The organism is Micromonospora sp. CA-259024, from assembly GCF_050936255.1.
Classification (GTDB): Bacteria; Actinomycetota; Actinomycetes; order Mycobacteriales; family Micromonosporaceae; genus Micromonospora.
Genome location: NZ_JBNJND010000002.1, coordinates 2,298,567 through 2,319,784, shown reverse-complemented (window position 1 = coordinate 2,319,784; position 21,218 = coordinate 2,298,567). Strand labels below are relative to the sequence as shown.

Below are 21,218 nucleotides of genomic sequence, written 5' to 3'. Positions count from 1 at the left end.
CGCAAGCGTCGCCTACGACCTCAGCAGTACCCCGGCCACCTCGGGTCCAACCGTCTCCGCGTCAGAGCCCCTCATCGGAGGCGGCCGGACGGAACCGGCGTAGCCGCAGACTGTTGGCCACCACGAAGACCGAGGACAGCGCCATCGTGGCGCCAGCGATCATCGGGTTGAGCAGCCCGACGGCGGCCAACGGCAGGGCCGCCACGTTGTAGCCGAACGCCCAGAACAGGTTGCCGCGAATGATGCCGAGCGTGCGGCGCGACAACCGGATGGCGTCCACCGCCGCATCCAGGTCGCCCCGGACGAGGGTGAGGTCGGACGCCTCGATCGCCACGTCGGTGCCGGTGCCCATGGCCAGCCCGAGGTCGGCCTGGGCCAACGCCGGGGCGTCGTTGACCCCGTCGCCGACCATCGCCACCGAACGCCCCTCGGCCTGGAGGCGCCTGACCACGTCGACCTTCCCCGCCGGCAGCACCTCGGCGATCACCTCGTCGACGCCCACCTCGGCCGCGACCGCGCGGGCCACGGTCGTGTTGTCGCCGGTCAGCAGGACCGGGGTGAGCCCCAGCGCGCGCAGCCGGGCCACCGCCGCCCGGCTGGTCGGCCGGACCACGTCGGCGACCGCGAGCACGCCTCGGGCCTGCCCGTCCCAGCCGGCGACGATCGCCGTACGGCCGGCGGCCTCGGCGTCGCTCACGGCCCACTCGATCTCCGGGGGTACGTCGATCCCGCGCTCGCGCAGCAGCCCCGGCCGGCCGACCAGCACGAGCCGCCCGTCGACCGTGGCGGTCACGCCGAGCCCCTCGAGGTTACGGAAGCCGGTCACCGGGGGCAGCGCGCCGGCCTCGGCGGCACCCGCGGCGACCGCGCGGGCGATCGGGTGCTCGGAGGCGGCCTCCACCGCACCGGCGAGCCGGAGCAGCTCGGCACGGTCCTCACCACTCGCCGGCACCACGTCCACCAGGGTCATCCGGCCGGTCGTCACGGTGCCGGTCTTGTCGAGCACCACGGTGTCCACCCGCCGGGTCGACTCCAGCACCTCCGGCCCCTTGATCAGCACACCGAGCTGAGCACCCCGGCCGGTGCCGACCAGCAGCGCCGTCGGAGTGGCCAGGCCGAGCGCGCACGGGCAAGCGATGATCAGTACGGCCACGGCGGCGGTGAACGCGGCGGTCGGGCCGGCCCCGGTGCCGAGCCACCAGCCGAGCGTGCCGACGGCCAGCGTGATGACGATCGGTACGAAGACACCCGAGATCCGGTCCGCCAGCCGCTGCACGGCCGCCTTGCCGCTCTGCGCCTGCTCGACCAGGTCGGCCATCCGGGCGAGCTGGGTGTCCGCGCCGACCCGGGTCGCGGTGACGACCAGCCGCCCGCCCGCGTTGATGGTGGCGCCGACCACGCCGTCGCCCGGGCCGACCTCGACCGGCACCGACTCACCGGTGAGCATGCTGGCGTCGACGGCGGAGGTGCCCTCGTCGACCACCCCGTCGGTGGCGATCTTCTCTCCGGGGCGGACCACGAACCGGTCACCGACGGCGAGCTGATCCACCGGGATCAGGGTCTCCACCCCGTCGCGCAGCACCGCCACCTCCTTGGCGCCGAGTTCGAGCAGGGCGCGCAGGGCGGCACCGGCGGTCCGCTTGGATCGGGCCTCGAAGTAGCGACCGGCCAGGATGAACACGGTCACCCCGGCGGCCGCCTCCAGGTAGATGTTGCCGGCACCGTCGGTGCGGGTGATGTCGAAGCGGAACGGGTGCGTCATCCCGGGCATTCCGGCGTCACCGAGGAAGAGCGCCCAGAGCGACCAGCCGAAGGCCGCCAGGGTGCCGAGCGAGACCAAGGTGTCCATGGTTGCCGCGCCGTGCCGCAGGTTGGTCCAGGCCGCCCGGTGGAACGGCAGCCCACCCCAGACCACCACCGGGGCGGCCAGGGTCAGTGACAGCCACTGCCAGTAGTCGAACTGCCAGGCCGGGACCATGGCCAGCAGGACCACCGGCACGCTGAGTACCACCGAGACCCAGAGTCGGGTACGCGGGCCCTCCAGCGGGTCCACCGACTGCCCGCCGGCCACGTCGGTGGGTGGGGCCGGCAGTGCGGCCGTGTAGCCGGTCTTCTGGACGGTCTCGATCAGGTCGTCCGGCGTGACGTCGTCGGTGTACCGGACGGTCGCCTTCTCGGTGGCGTAGTTGACGGTGGCGCTCACCCCGTCCATCCGGTTGAGCTTCTTCTCGATCCGGGCGGCGCAGGCGGCGCAGGTCATCCCGCCGATCGCCAACTCGATCCGGTTCGGCGCCTCAGGCAACGGTCTGCTGGTGGTGGTCATCGTCTGGTCCCGTCAGTTGTGCCCGTGCCCGGGGGTGCCGTGGTCGGCGCCGCCGGTCGGTGCGGGTCCGCTCGGGGCTCCCCCGGTCGGCGGGGCGTCGGTCGGCGGGGTGCCGGCGGGTGGGGTGCCGGCCGGTGGAGTGCCGGTGACGACGGTGAACTCGGCGGTGCGCACCGTCCCGCCGTGCCGGAAGTCGAGATAGAGCCGGTAGCTGCCCGCCGAGGGCACCTCGGCGAGGAAGGTGACGGCCGGGCCGGGTTGCGTCCGCCCGTCGCCGGGCGTCCCGTCCGGGTGCACATGCAGGTACGCCAGGTCGCCCCGGCGCAGCGCGACCAGGTGCCCGTACGCGCCCAGGTAGGGCTCGAGGTCGGTGACCGGCTGCCCGTTGCGGCTGATGGTCAGGGTGAGCGCTGACGTGCGACCGGGCTGCGGCGAGCCGGTCAGGGTGACCGTGTAGCCGTCGACGGTGGTGCTGGTCGCCGGGGCGGGTAGCGGCCGTTCGGTCAGCGCACCGGGGACGGTCACGTCCACGCCGAGGGTCAGCGCCTCACCCCCGGTCGGGGTGAAGTCGGCGAACGCCCGCCACTGACCGGGGCCGGCCAGCGGGGTGTCGACCCGCCAGGTGCCGTCCGGGGCCAGGTCGGGGTGCACGTGACGGAAGCCGGAGAGATCCCGCCGGGCGACGATCAGGTGCATCTGCTTGTCGTGCGCCACGTCGTACCGGGTCACCGGTCGGCCGTCCGGCCCGGTGATCCGGAAGGCGAACTCGTCGGCCGGGGCGTCGACCGGTTCGAGGGTGTAGCCGCGGTCGGAGACGAGCAGGCCGCCGGGGAGCCGGTCGGCCGCCTCGTCGTGCTTCCCCGTTTCGTCGTGCTCGGCACCGCTGTCGTGCCGGCTTTCGACGACCGGGGCGTCGACCAGCTGGCCGACCCCGTACGTCGCGCCGAAGACCGCCGCCAGACCGACAGCGAACCCGGCCAGTCTCGTCACGGTGCGCATGCCGGCCCTCCGATCACGCGTCGACGAGGTCGTAGCCGGCCTCGTCGACGGCGGCTCGGACGACCCCCGTGTCCAGCGGCTGGTCGCTGCTGACCGTGACCTGGCCGGACGCGAGGTCGACCTGGACATCCTGGACACCGGGGATGGCGCCAACCTCGGCACTCACCGCGCTGACGCAGTGCCCACAGGTCATGCCCTGCACCTGGTACGTCGTGGTAACCATCGCACTGTCTCCCTTCGCCGCCTCCGCAGCCCATACCCCCAGGGGGTAAGCTGGAGGCAGACCTCTGCCTGCGTACGTTACCGGTACCCGGTGGGGGTATCCGGTCAGGAGAGGACCGTACCATACCCCTGGGGGGTACGCTATCCTGGTCGGCATGACCGCACCCACCCCGATCCGGGGCTACACCGCCAGCAAGGACCAGCTGCTCGCGCGGCTCCGCCGCGTCGAGGGGCAGGTCCGCGGCATCGAGAAGATGGTCGAGGACGATCGCTACTGCATCGACGTGCTCACCCAGATCTCCGCGATCCAGGCCGCACTCGACAAGGTGGCGCTGGGGCTGCTGGACGGGCACGCCCGGCACTGCATGCACGAGGGGGCGGCCGAGGGCCGGGCCGACGAGATGGCCACCGAGATGATGGCGGCGGTCGGCCGGCTGATGAAGCGCGGCTGACCGCCCTCAGTCCGACGCCGGGCCGAGACGGACCCAGCGCAGCAACTGCGCGTTGAGCGCCACCACGATGGTGGACGCGGACATCAGCACCGCGGCCAGCGCCGGGCTCAACGCCACGCCGGCCCAGGCCAGCACCCCCGCCGCCAGCGGCAGCGCCACCACGTTGTAGCCCGCCGCCCAGGCCAGGTTCTGCCGCATCTTCCGGTACGACGCCCGGGACAGCCGGACCACGGCACCCACCCCGCGCGGGTCCGACGACGCCAGCACCACCCCGGCGGACTCGATCGCCACGTCGGTGCCCGCGCCGATCGCGATGCCCACGTCCGCCCGAGCCAACGCCGGTGCGTCGTTCACCCCGTCACCGACCATCGCCACGGTCAACCCTCGCCGCTGGAGGTCGGCCACCCGGTCGTCCTTCTCCGCCGGAAGCACCTCGGCGAAGACCTCGTCGACGCCGGGCCGGAAGCCGAGTTCGGCCGCGACCGCGTCGGCCACCGACCGGGCGTCGCCGGTGATCATGGCGATGCTCCGGACGCCCTCGGCACGCAGCTCGTCGATGGCCCGCCGGGCCTCCGGACGCACCTCGTCGGTCAACGCGAACGCGCCGAGCACGGTCTCCGGCAGCCGCACCAGATGCAGCACCGCGGCACCCCGCGCCGACCACGGCCCGGTCGCCGCCTCCAGCTCCGCCGGGAGCGTCAGGCCCAGCCCTCGCAGCAGCGCCGGCCCGCCCACCGCGTACTCCGTACCGTCGATGGTGGCCTGCACCCCGCGGCCCGGCAGCGACCGGAACCCGGCGGCCGGGGCCGGACCGGCGGGCCCGGCCGCCGCCACGATCGCCCGGGCCAACGGATGCTCACTCTCCGACTCGACGCCCGCCGCGATCCGCAGGACCTCGTCCCGCTCGGCACCCGCCGCCGACACCACGTCGGTGACCACGTGCTCACCCCGGGTGAGGGTGCCGGTCTTGTCGAAGAGCACCGCGCCGACGGTCCGCATCCGCTCCAACGCCAACCGGTCCTTGAGAAGGATCCCGGACCGCGCGGCCAGCGCGGTGGAGAGCGCGACGACCAGCGGGATGGCGAGACCCAGCGCGTGCGGGCAGGCGATCACCAGTACGGTGACCGCGCGAACGACCGCCTCGTCGGGCTGGCCGAGCGCCGTCCAGACCAGCACGGTCAGCACGGCGGTGCCGGTGGCCAGGTAGAACAGCGCGGCGGCGAACCGGTCGGCCAGCAGTTGGGCCCGCCCGCCGGAGCCCTGGGCCTGCGCGACCATCCGCTGGATGCCGGCGAGCGCGGTCTGCTCACCCACCGCCTCGACACGGACCCGGATCGCGGAGTCGGTGGCGACGGTGCCGGCCACCACCCGGTCGCCCGTTGAACGGGCGACCGGCCGCGACTCGCCAGTGATCATCGACTCGTCCAGCTCGGCGCTGCCGTCGACGATGCCGCCGTCCGCCGGCACCCGGCTCCCCGGCCGGACCAGCACCACGTCACCGACCCGCAGGTCGGTCAGCGGAACCGCCTCGACCCGCCCGTCCGCAGCCACCCGCTCGGCCTCGTCCGGTAGCAGTGCGGCCAGCGCCGCGAGAGCGCCCCGGGCCTGCCCGATGGCCTTCATCTCCTGCCAGTGCCCGAGCAGCATGATGGTGACCAGCGCGGCCAACTCCCACCAGAAATCCAGATCGAAGGCGCCCACGCTGGTGGCCAGTGACGCGGTGTAGGCGACGGTGATCGCCATCGCGACCAGCAGCATCATGCCGGGCGCCCGGTCCCGCACCTCCCGGACCGCGCCGACCAGGAACGGCCAACCGCCCCACCAGAACACGATCGAGCCGAGCAGCGGGCCCACCCAGGACCGGCCGGGGACGTCCTCGCGCAGGCCCAACTGATCCCACACCAGGTGACTGGTCAGGACCACCGGGATGGTGAGCGCCAGGCAGACCCAGAAGCGACGACGGAACATGGCCGGATCGTGCCCGGCGTGCTTGTCGTGCCCGCCGTGCTTGCCGTGCCCGGCGTGCCGCATCGCGGGGGCGTCGTGCTGCTGGCGGTCCGACGGAGTGGGCATGACTCCAACATGACGGGTCGGGGGCCGCCCCGCGAGCGGTTCGACCACCCGACACTCCGTCACGACCTGCATCCGCGGGTCGGCCTGGCTAGCATCTCCCACGATGGCCCTCCGCATGCCGCTGCACAGCCGGGCCACGTCGCCACCGCGACGTGGCGCCGCCTCCGGCCGACCGGGCCGGGCGCTGACCGTCCGTGATCGAGCGGTCGTCAGCCAGCGATCCGCCGCGCCTCTGGTCGGGTTTCCACGGCCACGGTGAACCGACCCGACCACTGACACGTATCCCGCACCGGATCGTTGGGAGTCTCGCCTTGGGTTCCGACCACACCCACCCCGCTCCGTCCGCCCCGCCCCGGGTACGACGGATCCTCGTCGTGACGGTGGTGCCCCTCTTCATCGCCACCGTGCTCGCCGCCGTGCTGCTCTGGCCGCGCGGCGGGTCACCGCAGACCGACGGCGGAGCGGACGTGCCGCGCTACCCCGGCACGGTGACCCGGGTGGTGACCGAGCCGTGCCCGCCGGTCCCGGCGAGCCCCGAGGGCACGCCGGAGGTCGGTGCCGGGCCGTGCGGCACCGTCGACGTCCGGGTGGACGAGGGGCCGGCCGCCGGCCAGCAGGTGCAGACACCGGTTCCCGACGGGCCCGGCGCACCCCGGGTCGAGGTCGGCGACGAGGTCATCCTGGTCGAGCTGACCGACCCGACCGATCCCACCATCAGCAACTGGAACATCGCCGAGCACCAGCGCGGCACCCCGATGGTGTGGCTGGCGGTGGTCTTCGCCGCCGCGATCATCGCGTTCGGCCGGTGGCGAGGCCTGGCCGCGCTCGCCGGGCTGGCCGCCAGCTTCGCCATCCTGCTCACCTTCGTGCTGCCAGGCATCGGCGCCGGCAGGTCACCCCTGCTGGTGGCGGTGGTCGGCGCCGCCCTGATCATGTTCGTGGTGCTCTACCTGACGCACGGGGTCACCGCGCAGACCTCGGTCGCGGTGCTCGGCACCCTGGGCAGCCTGGTACTGACCGGCGTGCTCGCCACCATCGCCACGGCCGCGACCCACCTCACCGGCTTCGGCAGCGAGGACGCGACGACGCTGTCGATGTTCCAGGGTGACGTGGACCTGCACGGCCTGCTGCTCGCGGGGATCATCATCGGCTCGCTCGGGGTGCTCGACGACGTGACGGTCACCCAGGCGGCCACCGTCACCGAGCTGGCGAACGCGAACCCGGGGCTGACCCGGCTGCAGCTGTACCGTGCGGCCACGCGGGTCGGCCGCGCGCACATCGCCTCCACTGTCAACACCATCGTGCTGGCGTACGCGGGGGCGTCGCTACCCCTGCTGCTCCTGCTCACCGCCGACTCGCGGCCGATCGGGCAGATCCTCACCAGCGAGTTCCTCGCGCAGGAAATCGTCCGCAGCGCGGTCGCCACGCTCGGTCTGATCGCCGCCGTGCCGCTGACCACCGGGCTGGCCGCGGTGGTGACCGCCGCCGGGCGCACCGATGCCACACCGTCCGCCGGCGCTCCCGCCCCGCGACCGGAACCGGACCGGTCGGAGGCGTTGGCCGCACTCATCTCACCGCGAACGGGTCGCCCCGACGAGCCGGATCAGACGCGGACCCCACCCCCATCCACGGCCACCGACCGGTGGCCGCAGTCGAACAGGAGCACGGATACGACATGGTGACACTCCTCAGCGTGACCAGATCGGGCATCCACCCTGAGAACCACGTCACTGGTCACTCAACGCTATGGCGAAATGACACTTTTGGTCGGCATCCAGGCGTAGCTCACTCGGTCGACTCTCGGGTAACCTCGCTGCCGGTTACCGATGAAGGCGCGAAGCGGCGCCTGCGGTGCCGCCGCCCAATCGCCAACCGGCGAGCCGGGGACCCAGGTACGTGGGGTGAATCCGCGTCAGCGGTAGGGGCCACTTCCGCCCCGAACCCGTCAGCTAACCCGGTCGGCGGTCGACGGAAGGGAACATTGTGACGGCACCCCTACGCCGCTGGTTGACACCCGTGGTGGCCGTGATCGCCGCACTGACCGTGCTCGCCGGACCCCTCCCGGCCCACGCCGCCCCGACGACCCCCACACCGTCGGGGCACGAGGAGGACGGCGAGCCCAAGCTGCTCAACGACGTCATCGAGCAGGCCAACCGCGACTACTCCGCCGCCAAGTCCAAGCTGGACAAATCCAAGAAGCGGCAGCTGGAGCTGGCAGCGGAGGTCGACCGGGCCAAGGCTGACCTGGACGCGCTGGCGCCACAGGTCGGGCAGATCGCCGCCCAGTCGTACCGGACCGGCCGGATCGGTGCGATCGCGATGCTGCTGGAGAGCGACGCTCCCGACTCGTTCGTCCAGCGCGCCGCGGCGCTCGACGAGATGAACATGGTCAACGAGAAGAAGCTCTCTGAGGTCAACGCGGTGAAGGCTCGCGCCGAGCAGGCCAAGCTGGCCCTCGACACGGAGGTCCGTGAGCAGCAGAAGCAGACCGCCCTGATGGCGAAGCGGAAGAGCGAGGCGGACAAGGCGCTGTCCCTGGTCGGCGGGAAGGGCTTCACCGGTGGCCTGGTGGACGCCACATCGCCCGTCGCCCGGATCGGCCCGGGTCGCACCGCCGACGGTGACTGGAAGCCTCAGTCGTGCAGCGAGAACGACCCCACCACGTCCGGTTGCGTCACGCCTCGCACGCTGCACGCGTACAAGGAGGTCAAGCGGGCCGGTTTCAACCGGTTCGTCGGCTGCTACCGCTCCGGTGGGCCGTGGGAGCACCCGAAGGGCCGCGCCTGCGACTGGTCGCTGCAGAAGAGCGGCTTCTCCCCGTGGCACAACGAGGACACCCGGACGTACGGCAACAACGTCGCCGCGTTCCTCATCCGTAACGCCGACCGACTCGGCATCTACTACGTGATCTGGAACCGGCAGATCTGGTTCCCCGCGACCGGCTGGAGTTCGTACAGCGGGCCGTCGAACCACACCGACCACGTCCACATGTCGCTGCTCTGACCCGCACGATCCCCCGTCGAGGGCCGTTCCGCGTCGCGCGGGGCGGCCCTCGACGCGTCAGGCGGCGGGCGCGGCCGGCACGTCGAGCGTCGCGAAGCCGGCCGGCACGGCGGCCACCGGGCGCACCACTCCGGCGGCGAGCTGATACGACACACCCACCACCGCGCAGCGCCCCTGCGCCACCTCGTCGGCCAGCACGGGCGACTGCCCCAGCAGCGTCTCGACGGTCTGCGCGATGTGGATGTCGACGATGCCGCCGATGTCGTCCACGCCCTCGGCCTCGGCCCGGCGCAGGCTGGGCAGCACGGCGTCGACCACCGACCGCAGGTGGCCACCGGGTGCGGTGCCGGTCGCCACGGCCTCCCGGGCCGCCTGCACCGCGCCGCACGAGTCGTGGCCGAGCACCACCACCAGCGGGGTGCCGAGCACGGTCACCGCGTACTCCACGCTGCCGAGCACCTCCGGGCCGGCGGTGTGTCCGGCCGTACGGACGACGAACAGGTCACCCAACCCCCGGTCGAAGATGATCTCCGCGGCCAGGCGGGAGTCGGAGCAGCCGACGATCACCGCGAACGGGTGCTGCCCGTCGGCCACGGCGGCTCGGTGCTCCGCGTCCTGATTGGGGTGCCGTGGGGCGCCACTGACGAAACGTTGGTTGCCGGCGACCAGCTCGGCGTACGCCCGGGTCGGCTCGCTGGGCGCGGACGCCCGGTCGGTGGTCCGCTGCGGACCCGGCTGCCTGCCGAACATCCCGGGTTGGCTCATCCCCGCACCTCGTCTTCACGCATCTGACCTGGTCAACCGGCTCTTCAGCCGGGCCGGCGGCGGGCGCTGGCTCGGCCTCCACCGTCACACGCACCCTAAGACGCGTCAAGGTATGCGTGATATAGATTTCATACGTTGACCCCGGGTCGACCCTGGGCGACGGCCCGAGTGCAGGGCGGACGAGACTGCCGTGAGGCAGGCGGACATCCGGAGATAGGGTCCAACGATGGCGAGCACGGCGGCGGGCGACACCGGTGGCGGGCGGAACTGGACGTTCCTCACCAACCACGGGCACGTCCTGCTGGCCATCGCCCGCGACCCCACGGCCCGGCTGCGCGACGTCGCGGCCGAGGTCGGCGTGACCGAACGGGCCGCGCAGGCGATCGTCGCCGACCTGGAGGCGGGCGGCTACCTGCACCGCACCCGCGTCGGACGGCGCAACGAATACACGCTCAACCCGGCCGGCCGGTTCCGACACCCCGCCGAGGCCGACCGCCAGGTCGGTGACCTACTCGCGCTGTTCGCCGAGACACCGACCGCGGAGGCGACGACCCCCGGGGCCTGACCGTCGTCGCCGGGCCGCTGCCCGACGGGACACAGCGGTAATCTCTGCGGGTGCGCGATTGCCCGCCATTGAGCGCGACCCGACCGTCCCGCCGTACCGGACGTGCCATCCGGAGCGTCCTCAGTGGAACGCTGGCGGCCCTGCTCGGCTCCGGCCTGGTGGCGCCCTCCCCGGCGGCAGCGGCGCCGCCAAACTGCGGCCCAGCCGGCGAGGAGGGCCTGGCGGAGACGCCGTGGGCGCTGCGCCGGCTGGAACCCTCCTCGGCGTGGCCGCTGTCCCGAGGCGCCGGGGTGACGGTGGCCGTGATCGACTCCGGCGTCTCCGCCACCCATCCGCTACTCAAGGGCCAGGTGCTCGAGGGCCGCGACTTCAACGACCTGCCGGCCAACCAGGGCCAGTGCGACATGGTCGGGCACGGCACGATGATCGCCGGCATCATCGCTGGCCGGGAGGGCACGGGCGTCCCGTTCAGCGGGATCGCTCCGGCGGCCCGCATCCTGCCGATCAGGGTCCTGCCAGACCTCAAGGACACCAACGACCCGCTGCTTCCCGTGCAGATCGCCGCAGCGATCGACTGGGCGGTCGCGCAGGGCGCCGACGTGATCAACCTGTCCCTGACGACCATCCCCCGCCCCGAGCTGACGGCGGCCGTCGAGCGCGCGCTCGCCAAGCGGGTGGTGCTGGTCGCCGCCGCTGGCAACCGCACGGAGGATTCCCAGAACAGGCCGGGGTACCCGGCCGCGTACCCCGGGGTCATCGCTGTCGGTGGCGTGGACGAACAGGGCGGTCACGTCGGCACCTCGATCAGCGGCGACTACGTCGACATCGCCGCACCGGGGTTGAACATCATCGGGCCGGCACCCCAGGGGGCCGGATACCGCGCCGAGCCGAACGGCGGCACCAGCTACGCCGCCGCGTACGTCTCGGGAGCCGCCGCGCTGGTCCGGGCCGCCTACCCGAGTCTCAGCCCGCAGCAGGTCGCCGAACGGCTGGAACGCACTGCGGACAACCCACCGGCCGGTCACAACGCCGACATCGGTTACGGGGTGGTCAACCCGTACCGGGCGGTGTCGAGCCTGCTGGGCACCCGGACGAACCCGCCCGCCACCGCGCTCCCAGCCCCGGCCGTGCGCGACGACCCGTTGAGCGGGCAACGCACCGCCGCGATCTGGGCGGCGGCGATCGGCGGGCTGCTCACCGTGCTGCTGCTGATCGCGCGACCCATCGTGACCCGGGGTCGCCAGCGCGGCTGGCGCCCTGGCCGGCGCACCGACGCACCGGCTGCCGGCTGACCGTCGCTGCGGTGACGCCTAACACAATGCGGCTCCGGCCCGGGTGAACCGGACCGGAGCCGCATCGGCGAATGCCTCAGCCTGCTCGGCGGTGCTGGTCAGCCGCGGCGGCCGCCGCCGCCATCCCACACCTTGGAGTTGCTCATCTCGGTGGAGACGTAGTTCTCGCGGGCGATGCCGACGGCGCCGCCGATCTCGTTCAGGATCCGGTTGATGTCCCGGACCGCCGTGTCCCACTTCGCCTGGTGCTGCTCGTAGGCAACCCGGTCCTCGCCGTCCCACTGCAGCTTGGACAGCATCGACCGTAGCGTGTCGAGCTTCTCGTCGATGGTCTTCGAGATGGCCTGCATCTGCTGGTTGCTGCTCTCGAGGACCGCATAGTCAACTTTGATCGTCACGTTTTCCTCCTCTGCTGGCTACGGATCACGGGTTGAGAGCAGAGTGGAACTTGTCCAGCATCTGCTGCTGCTCTTCGTCGTTGACCTGGTGCGTCGTACCCGACTGATCGAGCAGGTCGGCGATGTTGTCCATCGCCGTCAGCAGTTTGACGGTGTCCTCGTTCCAGCGCGTCATCAGCGACTGGAAGCCCGTGGACGCCTGACCCTTCCACGCCATGGCCAGGTCGTCGACCACGTTCCACAGCTTCTTCAGCTCGCCGTCGACCTCGCTGCGCGTGGACCGCACGTCACTCGCGGCGGTATGCAGAGTCGCAGCTTCGACCTCGAACGCCATGCTTCACACCCTTCCGTCATGTTGTGGTGGCGGCTTTGCCGCACCCCTCCCCCGCGGCAAGGCACCAACACCCCACCGACGGACACTCCAGTGAAGACCGTAGCGGAACCTGTCCAGCCCTCGCAGCCCTGACCGGTGACGTTCGATGGATGGCGGTGAATCGGGCCGACATGGCTCACACCTCCCACCGAACTACCGACCCGCTCAGGACGGCTCGGACCAGGCGGTCTGGATCAGCTGCTGGCCGTCGCGGCGGCGGACGAGGGTGCCCCGGCCGGGCGGTTGCGGGCTCGGTCGCAACGTGCCGAAGACCGCGCCCTCCTCCCGGTTGCCGGACATCAGCAGGCCCGGCGAGTCCAACTCGCGCAGCCGCTGCAGCACCGGCTCGTAGAGCGCCCGCGACACCCCGCCGACCCGACGCGTGATGATCAGATGCAGGCCGATGTCGCGTGCCTGCGGCAACAACTCCTGCAGGGCGCTGAGCGGGTTGCTGCCACCGGAGGCCACCAGGTCGTAGTCATCCACCAGGATGTACAGGTCCGGGCCCTTCCACCAGCTGCGATCACGAAGCTGGGCGGTGGTCACGTCCGGACCGGGCAACCGGTTGGACAGCGCGCTGCGGATCGAGCCGAGCCCCTGGGCGAACGCCTGGTTGGACGGGGCGTAGTCGAGCAGGTGATCGCCCTCCACCGCCCCCAGCAGGCCACGCCGGTAGTCGGCGATCACCAGCCGGGCCTGAGCGGGCGTGTACCGCTCGGTGATGCCCCGGGCGATCAACCGCAGCAGGTTGGTCTTGCCACACTCGGCGTCGCCGAACACCGTCAGGTGCGGCTCGTTGGCCAGGTCGAGGTAGACCGGCGCGAGCGCCGACTCGTTGACACCGATCGGCAGACCGGGCACCGACCGGTCGATGATCCGGGCCAGCTCGGCCACCGGCAGCCGGCGCGGCAGCAGCCGCACCTTCGGCGCCGGGCGGCCCGGCCAGTTCGCCGCCACGTGCCCGGCCAGGGAGAGCGACGCCTCGCTCAGATCCTCGATGTCCCGACGGCCGTCGATCCGCGAGATCGCGGTGAGGAAGTGCAGCTTGTCCCGGGTCAGACCGCGACCGGGCGACTTCTCCGGCACGTTCATCGCCGCCCGGCGGTCGATCTCGGACTCGGACGCGTCGCCGAGGCGCAGCTCCAGCTTGGTGCCGAGCAGATCCCGCATGTTGATCCGGATCTCCGCCCAGCGCACCGCGGTGAGCACCACGTGCACACCGAAGCCCAGGCCCCGGTTGGCCAACGTGGTGATCGTCTGCTCCAGCTCCTCGTAATCCTGGCGCAGCGTGTTCCAGCCGTCCACCACCAGGAACACGTCGCCGAACGGGTCGTCGGCGAACTCGCCGGCGGCCCGCCGACGACGGTAACTGGCAACCGAGTCGATGCCGTGCTGGGCGAACCGCGCCTCCCGGTCATCCAGGACGGCGACGACCTCGGCCACCGTACGGCGCACCGCCTCGACGTCCCGCCGACCGGCCACCCCGGCCATGTGCGGCAACCGCTCCAGGCTGCGCAGCGCGCCACCGCCGAAGTCCAGGCAGAAGAACTGCACCTCACGTGGCGTGTGGGTGAGCGCCAACGAGGCGAGCAGCGTACGCAGCATCGTGCTCTTGCCACTCAGCGAGCGGCCGACGATGACCACGTTGCCGCCGGCCCCGGCCAACTCGACCATCATCGGGTCGCGGCGCTGCTCGTAAGGACGGTCCACCACACCGACCGGCACGGTGAGCCGCCCGCGGCCCGGCCAGGACGCGGTGCACAGCCCGTACGTCGGGTCGACCGCCAGCGGGCCGAGCAACTCACCCAGACCCGGCGGGTCGGCCAGCGGCGGCAGCCACACCTGGTGCGCCGGACGGCCCCGGCCCTTGAGCTGGTCGATCAGCACGTCGAGCATCGCCACGGCCTTGCCGTCGGCCGGCTGCTCCGGCTCCGGAGCGGTGTCCACCGGCATCTGCGGAAGCTGCGCCGGAATGAAGTCGAGGCCGTACGGCACGATCCGACGCTGCACCAACGCCTGCGAGGCGGAGGCCTGCTGCCCCGGCGCCCGGTACGCCCCTGACACGTACGCGGCCCGGAACCGCAGCATCGTGCTGGTGTCGGTCTTCAGATAGCCGTGGCCCGGCGCGTTCGGCAGCTCGTACGCGTCCGGCACACCGAGCACAATCCGGCTCTCCACTGCGGAGAAGGTGCGCAGACCGATTCGGTACGACAGGTGGGTGTCCAGGCCGCGCAGCTTGCCCTCTTCGAGCCGCTGGCTGGCCAGCAGCAGGTGCACGCCGAGCGACCGGCCCAACCGGCCGATCATCACGAACAGGTCGATGAAGTCGGGCTTGGCGGCGAGCAACTCGCTGAACTCGTCACAGATGATCAAAAGGCTGGGCATCGGGGCCAGCGGCTCGCCGGCCGCGCGGGCCTTCTCGTACTCGAAGCGGGAGACGTAGTTGCCGGCCGCGCGCAGCAGCTCCTGCCGCCGCACCATCTCGCCGGCGAGCGCGTCGCGCATCCGGTCGACCAGCGGCAGCTCGTCGGCCAGGTTGGTGATCACCGCGCTGGTGTGGGGCAGCGCCTCCAGCGACGCGAACGTCGCGCCGCCCTTGAAGTCCACCAGGACGAAGTTGAGTTCCTCCGACGAGTGGGTCACCGCCAACGCGGCCACCACCGTACGGAGCAGCTCGCTCTTGCCGGACCCGGTCGCACCGATCACCAGACCGTGCGGGCCCATACCCTCGTGCGCCGACTCCTTGAAGTCGAGCTCGACCACGTTGCCGTCCGGGCCGACGCCGAGCGGGATGCGCAGCCGGTCCCGGTGACCACGCGGACGCCAGGTGTTCTGGACGTCCACCGTCGCGGCGTCACCGACGCCGAGCAGGTCCGGCAGTTCCATGCTGCGGGCCAGCGGCTCGTCGTTGCTGGTCTGCTGCTGGGAGAGCCGGTAGGGGGCGATCTGCCGGGCCAGCCCTTCGGCGGCCTCGGCGCTGAGCTGGTCGGGCCGACCCAGCGGCGACGACGAACTGCCCCGGACCAGGTCGAGCGAGCTTCCATCACCCACGTCGAGGCAGAGCAGCCAGCGGCCGGCGTCGCGCGGCACCGTCCCGGAGAGGTCGATCACGGTGGCGCCGAGCAGCCCCGGGCCCACCAGCTGGCAGGTCGGTGAGATCTCGCCACCGTCGATCACCACGACCAGGTGCGGGGCGGTCGTCAGCGGCTTGGCCTCCGGGGCGAACCGAGGCCGCCCGGCCAGCTCACTGGCGAGCGACGCCTCGGCCTCGGCCAGACTGGCGAAGACCAGGCGGCGTGCACCGGCGGCGTCCGTACGGCCACTGTGGTGCGCGTGTGGCAGCCACTTCACCCAGCCCCAGGACGACTGCCGGTCGGGCGCGGCGACCACCGCGATCACCAGGTCGTCCGGGGCGTGGAAGGTGGCCAGCTGCCCGAGCGCCGCCCGGGTCAGGTCGAGCACCGGCTCGCGGTCGCCGCGGAGCACCACCCGGCTGAACGCGCGCACCGACAGCGCGGTCGGCAACTCGGGCACGGTCGAGTGGGCGCGGACGAACCGCCGCAGCGCGATGGCGCTCATCGGCTCCAGGTCCTCCACCGGCTTCGTCTCCGGTGGAACGATCTCCACCGCGAGCCGCTGCGGGCCGAGCGCGATCCTGGTCTCGCCGAAGTCGTCCTCGGTGATCCGTCGCTCCCAGAGCCGCCGGGACGCGGCGATCGACCAGAGCGCGTCGGGCTCCGGGTGCCGCCAGGCCATCGCCGCCCGCTGCTGCTCCGCGGCACGCCGGGTGCGCTTGCGCATCTGGGCCAGGTAGCGCATGTAGTCGCGGCGGTCGGCGTTCAGCTCGGCCTTGTCCTTGCCGCCGTTGTTGGCCAGCGAGCCGATCGCCATGCCCAGCATCGAGACGCCGAACAGGCCACCGGCGACGTACGTCATCATGCCGCCGCCCTTGCCGGCGTAGAGGAACGCCATCGCGCCGACCCCGCAGAACATCGGCAGGATCATGAGCAACTGCCCCATCCCGCGGGGCGTCGGCTCGGGTAGCTCCGGAGGGGACTCCAGCAGCACCTCACCGCGCGGTAGGGCCGGTCCCGGCTGACGCGGGAGCCGGCGGAACACGACCGTGCTCACGGCTGTCTCCTCCCCAGAAGCGGCCCTGATGACATGCCGCCGCGGACCGGAGCCCGCGGGTGGGCACTGTACGTGCCCGCCATCGTAGGTAATCTGCCGTGGGCGCGGTGGACCCGCACCGAAGCATCGCGGCTAGCCGATCACAGACGCACACCTGGAGGCCACTGTGGCGACGAAGACGGCGACCGGTGGTCTGAGCCGGATCACCATCGTGGCTCCCCGTACCCGGATGGATCTGGCGCTGCCGTCGGATGTGCCGATGGCCGACCTGCTCCCCACCCTGTTGCGCTACGCCGGCGAGGACATGGCCGACGAGGGTGCGCGGCACGGCGGCTGGGCTCTGTCCCGGTTGGGTGGTGCGCCCCTGGATGGTGGGCGTACCGCTGCGCAGCTCGGCGTCCGTGACGGTGAGGTGCTCTACTTCAACCCCCGGTCCGAGGCCGCACCGGAGATCGTCTTCGACGACGTGGTGGATGCGGTCGCCACCGCGACCAACCAACGCCCTGGTGCCTGGCAGGTCGGCGCGACCCGGTCCTTCGCGGTGGCCTTCGCCGCCGTGGCACTCGGCGCCGGGGCGCTTGCCGCGCTCTTCTCCGGCCCGCCGCACCTGCCCGGCGCGGTGGCCGCGCTGCTGGTCGCGGTGGCGCTGTTGGTGGCCGCGGCGGTGCTGTCCAGAGCCTCCGGTGACAGCCGCACCGGCGCGGTGCTGGCCATGGTCGGCCTGGCGCACGCCGGCACCGGCGGCCTACTGCTGCTGGCCGGCGATCGGCCGCTGACCGAGCTGGCCAGCCCGCACGTCCTGCTCGCGGCGACCGCAACGGTGGTCGCCGGTGCGGTGGCCGTGCTGGCGGTCGGCGACCGGTACCCCCTCTTCTTCGCCGCGATCGGGGTGGGGGCCGCGACCGGCCTGGGTGCGCTGCTCTGCCTGGTGGTCGGCCTCGACGCGCCGGCCTCCGCCGCGGTGGTGGCGGCGATCGCGTTCGGCGTGGTGCCGGCGCTGCCGATGGCGGCCTACCGGCTGGCCCGGCTGCCGGTGCCGTCGATCCCGACCGGCCCGGATGACCTGAAGACCGACAGCGAGTCGGTGGACGGCCGGCAGGTGCTCCAGCAGAGCGAACGTGCCGACGAGTTCCTGACCGGTCTGCTGTGGACCGTGTCGCTGCTGGTGCTGGGCGCGCAACTGGTGCTGGCCCTGGACGGGCGCCTGTCGGCGGTGTTGCTGTGCCTGGTGCTGGCCCTGCTGTCGCTGCTGCGGGCCCGACCGCTCCTGGGCCGCGCCCAGCGCACCCCGGTGCTGCTGGCCGGGTCCGTGGGGCTGGGCCTGGCCGCCGCGACGACCTTCGCCGGTGGATCACTGCCGGTCCGGCTCGGCCTGATCCTGGGCGGGCTGGTGCTGGCCGCCGTGGTCAGCCTGATCTACGGTCTGACCGTCGCCGGCAAGCGCATCTCACCGGTCTGGGGCCGGTTGCTCGACATCGCCGAGATCCTGCTGATCATCTCGCTTGTCCCGCTCGCCTTCTGGGTCTGCGGTCTCTACGGCTGGATCGTCAACCTCCGGCCCTGACCGCCCGAGCCCCGGCCGTCAGCGCGTCTGCGGGCGGCCGGAGACGCCCAGCGCCGACGCGACCGGCGCGGTGGCGTAGACGCCCGGGCCATGCTGACCGTCCATGGGCCGGGTGGACGTGCCCGCCCGATGCGCCACCTCACGGACCACCTTGACCAGCGCCTCGACGTGGTTGTCCATCGCTGCGACCCGCAGCAGCGGGGCCGCCACCCGACCGTCCGCCGATACCGTCGCGGCCACCGTGTGCGACGGCGCCGAGGTCGCGGTGATCGCGTCCACGAGTGGGCCGAGCGGTGCGTCCGAGCGACCCCGCAGGGCCATGCAGCGGTGCGTCCAACCGCCGCCGCGCAGCCCTTGCCAGGTCTCGGCGGGCGCCTCCGGCACCAGGTCCAACCCGGCGGCCGAGACGATGGCCGCGCGCAGTTCGTCGCGGCCCAACGGCCGGTGGGCCAGGCCCGCGGAGGTCAGCGCCTTGCCCAGCCGACCGATCCCGGCAGCCACCGTCCGGTGCACGCCGGGAAGTCCGCCACCCCGGCTCACCGCCTCCACCCGGGCGTCGCGGACCGTGATCCGCAGTGCCACCCAGACGGTCCGATGCGCCGCCGGCGGCGCACCGGGTGCCGGATACCAGACCAGGGTGTGTGCGACCACCTGGGCCCGGGAGACCGGCGCGCTGAAATCCGCCAGCACCTGTAGCGCACGGTCCACCGTGGACGCCTCCACCGAACCGACGGCCGCGCCCGTGGCGGACTGCAACGCGACCGCGGCGAACCAGCCCTGGTCGTCCTGCCCGATGCCGAGCCGCGTGCCCCGATCGGTCAACTCGATGACGCTCAGCTCGGGGGCGAGCGCGGCCAGGCGCGGGTCGGTCGCCGTGCCGCCGTCCAGTGCCGCCGACGCGCGTTCGGCGCGTCGCCGCAGCCGCCGGCGCAGCAGCACGTCCTCGAACCACCAGCGGCCACCTCGGCGGGCGAAGGCCGTCAGGACGATCAGCAGCGCCACGGCGCCCACCACGGCGAGCAGCCAGCTGGGGCCGGCCGTCGCGGCCCAGACGCCGACCACGCACAGCTCCAGCACGACGAGTTGCCCGACCAGCACAGGGCCGATCCGGCCACGGCCCGGCCGTTCGATCGGCAGCGTCGACCGAGTTGTCACGTCGGACGGGCCGGTGGCCGCCGGGGCGGGTCGCGCCTGAACCTGCGTCATCGCTGACTGTCCCTCCTGCACGGTACGGCTCTGCGCCGGGTCGGTCCGGTGCCGGCCACGGGCGGTGGTCCCGAGGAACCGCCGCCGGCCCCTTATCGTAGGGAAGCCCGCGACGGCACCCCGACCTGATCGTCGCGGATCCACCCCGCCGGAGGTAAGTCATGCGGACCCGCCGCGATCAGGTGCAGGCGTACCGCTTCGTCACCCGCCGGATCGTCTCCGCGTTGCTGTCGGGCGATCCGGAGACCACCAACCTGCCGATGCGACGCCTCGGCATGGCGGTCTTCGGCAGTGTCATCGCCGCCGCCGTGGTGCTCGGCGGGGTTGGTGCCTACGGCCAGTTGACCGGAAACACCGCGCCGCTGCAAGACCAGACGCTGGTCATCGAACGGGAGACCGGCGCGACGTACGTGTTCATGAACGGGCAACTGCTTCCGACGCTCAACTACACCTCGGCCCGTCTGATCCTGAACGATCCGAATGCGCAGGTGCGGACGATGTCCCAGGCGTCGCTGCGGGACCGGCCACGTGGGCACACCCTCGGCATCGTCGGCGCACCGGACGCCCTGCCGGACCGCAAGTCGCTGACCGGGCTGCCCTGGTCGGTCTGCGACGTGCCCGACCCGGTCGACAGGCAGCGGTCCAGCACCCGAGTGGTAATCGACCGGGCGCTGCCCGGCGGAACGCCGCTGGGCGACCGCGCGGCGCTGGTCGTCGTGGACAACCAGCGGTACCTGCTCACCAACAACGCCCGACTCCAGGTGCTCGGCGGCGACCAGACGATCACGGCGCTGAAGATGGCCGGCACCACACAGCTACGGGTCGGGCAGCAACTGCTCAACGCCGTACCGGCCGGGCCACCGCTGCGCAAGCCGTCGCTGCCCGGCGAGGGCGAGCGCAGCAGGCAGAGCGTGGGCAACCGACCGGCCACCGTCGGTCAGGTGTTCCGGGCCGCCGGGCGGCACTACGTACTGACCCGGGAAGGTCTCGTCTCAATTACTGAGATCACGGCTCTGCTGATGGTCAGCGGTGGCGGTCAGATCACCGACATCACGCCGGATCAGGCCGGTGATCTCTACGTCGAGCGTCGGGTGGAGGAGGAGGGGCTGCCGACGACGTTGCCCGCCCTCTATCCGACCAGGTCCGGTCAGACGGCGCTCTGCGCGACGTACCGGGCGGGCAGCGCGGGCGGCCCGCCGACCACCACCCTGGAGGTCTTCGACCGGGCGCCGGCTGAGCTGACCGCGAGCGATCCTGGCCCGCTGCCGGTGCGACAGACCAGACGGGACGCCGTACGCACCGCCGAGGCGGTGCTGCTGCCCGGTGGCAAGGGCGTCATCGCGCAGGCCTCGCCCGGTGCCGGGACCAGCGGATCCGGTGCCGCCGGCTCGACGATCTACCTGATCAGCCCGCAGGGCATCCGGTACCCGCTCGGTTCGGCGGCGACGCTGGACGTGCTGGGCTACGGCGGAATCACCCCGCTGGCGGTGCCCGGCTCGTTGCTCTCGCTGATCCCGACCGGGCCCACCCTGGCCCTCGAGGACGCGTTGGCCGTCTTCTCGCCAGACGGGCCGGCGCCGGCCGCACGGACGTCCGCCGCACCGTCGACCGGCGCACCCCCGTCCAGCTCACCGCCGTCTTCCGCGCCCACGTCCGCCGCACCGCCGTCCACCCCGCCGTCCACCCCACCGAGGTCAGGGTCGACGCCGTCCGCTCCGGCCAGCGGCGCCCCTTCGTCCGGCGGAGCGGGCGGCGGCACGCCCATCGGATCGACCGAGGCCGACCACTGAGCAGCTTTGACGGGTCGCACCGAGTCGCGGCGGTGGACTAACCTGAATGTCGCTGACGGTTG

Annotated in this window: 16 protein-coding genes and 1 riboswitch; of the genes, 7 read left to right on the top strand and 9 right to left on the bottom strand. The window is 72.4% G+C overall.

The features are described from left to right. Positions 1 to 61: 61 nt before the first annotated feature. The 3 genes from ACQEUX_RS30300 to ACQEUX_RS30290 are packed head-to-tail and all read right to left on the bottom strand — an operon-like array spanning position 62 to position 3,545. The gene (locus ACQEUX_RS30300; RefSeq protein WP_433055654.1) at positions 62 to 2,323 is read right to left on the bottom strand and encodes a heavy metal translocating P-type ATPase; all 2,262 of its coding nucleotides are present in this window, start codon (positions 2,321 to 2,323) and stop codon (positions 62 to 64) included. 12 nt (positions 2,324 to 2,335) lie between these two features. Further along, positions 2,336 to 3,322 (bottom strand): hypothetical protein, encoded by a 987-nt coding sequence (locus tag ACQEUX_RS30295; RefSeq protein ID WP_433055651.1) that lies wholly within the window; start codon positions 3,320 to 3,322, stop codon positions 2,336 to 2,338. Positions 3,323 to 3,335: 13 nt separating this feature from the next. Further along, complete coding sequence (locus tag ACQEUX_RS30290; protein WP_433055648.1) at positions 3,336 to 3,545, bottom strand: heavy-metal-associated domain-containing protein; 210 nt, start codon at positions 3,543 to 3,545, stop codon at positions 3,336 to 3,338. A gap of 154 nt (positions 3,546 to 3,699) precedes the next feature. Between ACQEUX_RS30290 and ACQEUX_RS30285 the strand changes: the two genes are divergently transcribed. Next, positions 3,700 to 3,996, top strand: coding sequence for a metal-sensitive transcriptional regulator (locus ACQEUX_RS30285; protein ID WP_433055645.1), 297 nt, complete (start codon positions 3,700 to 3,702; stop codon positions 3,994 to 3,996). A gap of 6 nt (positions 3,997 to 4,002) precedes the next feature. Here ACQEUX_RS30285 and ACQEUX_RS30280 read toward each other — a convergent pair whose 3' ends face one another. Further along, positions 4,003 to 6,027, bottom strand: a complete 2,025-nt coding sequence (locus ACQEUX_RS30280; RefSeq protein ID WP_433057249.1) for a heavy metal translocating P-type ATPase — start codon at positions 6,025 to 6,027, stop codon at positions 4,003 to 4,005. A 353-nt stretch (positions 6,028 to 6,380) separates the two neighbouring features. Here ACQEUX_RS30280 and ACQEUX_RS30275 point away from each other — a divergent pair, with 353 nt between their 5' ends. Continuing rightward, positions 6,381 to 7,751, top strand: a complete 1,371-nt coding sequence (locus ACQEUX_RS30275) for a YibE/F family protein (protein ID WP_433055642.1) — start codon at positions 6,381 to 6,383, stop codon at positions 7,749 to 7,751. Positions 7,752 to 7,917: 166 nt separating this feature from the next. Next, positions 7,918 to 8,048, top strand: a riboswitch (cyclic di-AMP (ydaO/yuaA leader). Between the two features lie 4 nt (positions 8,049 to 8,052). Then, on the top strand, positions 8,053 to 9,072 hold the full coding sequence (locus tag ACQEUX_RS30270; RefSeq protein WP_433055639.1) for a coiled-coil domain-containing protein: 1,020 nt from the start codon (positions 8,053 to 8,055) through the stop codon (positions 9,070 to 9,072). Between the two features lie 57 nt (positions 9,073 to 9,129). Here the strand turns inward: ACQEUX_RS30270 and ACQEUX_RS30265 are convergent, their stop codons facing one another. Continuing rightward, entirely contained in the window at positions 9,130 to 9,837 is a 708-nt protein-coding gene (locus ACQEUX_RS30265; RefSeq protein ID WP_433055636.1) for a carbonic anhydrase, read from the bottom strand. Positions 9,838 to 10,063: 226 nt separating this feature from the next. Here ACQEUX_RS30265 and ACQEUX_RS30260 point away from each other — a divergent pair, with 226 nt between their 5' ends. Next, positions 10,064 to 10,402: a helix-turn-helix transcriptional regulator gene (locus ACQEUX_RS30260; protein ID WP_433055633.1), complete on the top strand. Its 339-nt coding sequence runs from the start codon at positions 10,064 to 10,066 to the stop codon at positions 10,400 to 10,402. A gap of 50 nt (positions 10,403 to 10,452) precedes the next feature. Beyond that, on the top strand, positions 10,453 to 11,694 hold the full coding sequence (mycP, locus tag ACQEUX_RS30255) for a type VII secretion-associated serine protease mycosin (protein ID WP_433055630.1): 1,242 nt from the start codon (positions 10,453 to 10,455) through the stop codon (positions 11,692 to 11,694). A gap of 98 nt (positions 11,695 to 11,792) precedes the next feature. On the opposite strand, the gene ACQEUX_RS30250 is transcribed toward mycP, so the two are convergent. The 3 genes from ACQEUX_RS30250 to eccCa all read right to left on the bottom strand — a co-directional run bounded on the left by ACQEUX_RS30250 (position 11,793) and on the right by eccCa (position 16,596). Further along, positions 11,793 to 12,092, bottom strand: coding sequence for a WXG100 family type VII secretion target (locus ACQEUX_RS30250; RefSeq protein WP_433055627.1), 300 nt, complete (start codon positions 12,090 to 12,092; stop codon positions 11,793 to 11,795). Positions 12,093 to 12,117: 25 nt separating this feature from the next. Beyond that, positions 12,118 to 12,426, bottom strand: coding sequence for a WXG100 family type VII secretion target (locus ACQEUX_RS30245; RefSeq protein ID WP_110564615.1), 309 nt, complete (start codon positions 12,424 to 12,426; stop codon positions 12,118 to 12,120). Positions 12,427 to 12,630: 204 nt separating this feature from the next. Next, the gene (gene eccCa / locus ACQEUX_RS30240; protein WP_433055624.1) at positions 12,631 to 16,596 is read right to left on the bottom strand and encodes a type VII secretion protein EccCa; all 3,966 of its coding nucleotides are present in this window, start codon (positions 16,594 to 16,596) and stop codon (positions 12,631 to 12,633) included. A 166-nt stretch (positions 16,597 to 16,762) separates the two neighbouring features. On the opposite strand from eccCa, the gene eccD reads away from it, so the two are divergent. Then, positions 16,763 to 18,160 carry a type VII secretion integral membrane protein EccD gene (eccD, locus tag ACQEUX_RS30235; RefSeq protein ID WP_433055621.1) on the top strand — a complete coding sequence of 466 codons (1,398 nt, stop codon included), beginning with the start codon at positions 16,763 to 16,765 and terminating at the stop codon, positions 18,158 to 18,160. A gap of 18 nt (positions 18,161 to 18,178) precedes the next feature. Here the strand turns inward: eccD and ACQEUX_RS30230 are convergent, their stop codons facing one another. Further along, positions 18,179 to 19,366, bottom strand: coding sequence for a type VII secretion protein EccE (locus ACQEUX_RS30230; RefSeq protein ID WP_433055618.1), 1,188 nt, complete (start codon positions 19,364 to 19,366; stop codon positions 18,179 to 18,181). A 161-nt stretch (positions 19,367 to 19,527) separates the two neighbouring features. Here ACQEUX_RS30230 and eccB point away from each other — a divergent pair, with 161 nt between their 5' ends. Next, positions 19,528 to 21,156: a type VII secretion protein EccB gene (gene eccB / locus ACQEUX_RS30225; protein ID WP_433055615.1), complete on the top strand. Its 1,629-nt coding sequence runs from the start codon at positions 19,528 to 19,530 to the stop codon at positions 21,154 to 21,156. Positions 21,157 to 21,218 lie beyond the last annotated feature (62 nt).

Coding starts and splice junctions, on each gene's coding strand:
- ACQEUX_RS30300 (WP_433055654.1), bottom strand. CDS start 2,323: ATGACCACCACCAGCAGACCGTTGCCTGAGGCGCCGAACCGGATCGAG.
- ACQEUX_RS30295 (WP_433055651.1), bottom strand. CDS start 3,322: ATGCGCACCGTGACGAGACTGGCCGGGTTCGCTGTCGGTCTGGCGGCG.
- ACQEUX_RS30290 (WP_433055648.1), bottom strand. CDS start 3,545: ATGGTTACCACGACGTACCAGGTGCAGGGCATGACCTGTGGGCACTGC.
- ACQEUX_RS30285 (WP_433055645.1), top strand. CDS start 3,700: ATGACCGCACCCACCCCGATCCGGGGCTACACCGCCAGCAAGGACCAG.
- ACQEUX_RS30280 (WP_433057249.1), bottom strand. CDS start 6,027: ATGCGGCACGCCGGGCACGGCAAGCACGGCGGGCACGACAAGCACGCC.
- ACQEUX_RS30265 (WP_433055636.1), bottom strand. CDS start 9,837: ATGAGCCAACCCGGGATGTTCGGCAGGCAGCCGGGTCCGCAGCGGACC.
- ACQEUX_RS30260 (WP_433055633.1), top strand. CDS start 10,064: ATGGCGAGCACGGCGGCGGGCGACACCGGTGGCGGGCGGAACTGGACG.
- ACQEUX_RS30245 (WP_110564615.1), bottom strand. CDS start 12,426: ATGGCGTTCGAGGTCGAAGCTGCGACTCTGCATACCGCCGCGAGTGAC.
- ACQEUX_RS30230 (WP_433055618.1), bottom strand. CDS start 19,366: ATGACGCAGGTTCAGGCGCGACCCGCCCCGGCGGCCACCGGCCCGTCC.
- eccB (WP_433055615.1), top strand. CDS start 19,528: ATGCGGACCCGCCGCGATCAGGTGCAGGCGTACCGCTTCGTCACCCGC.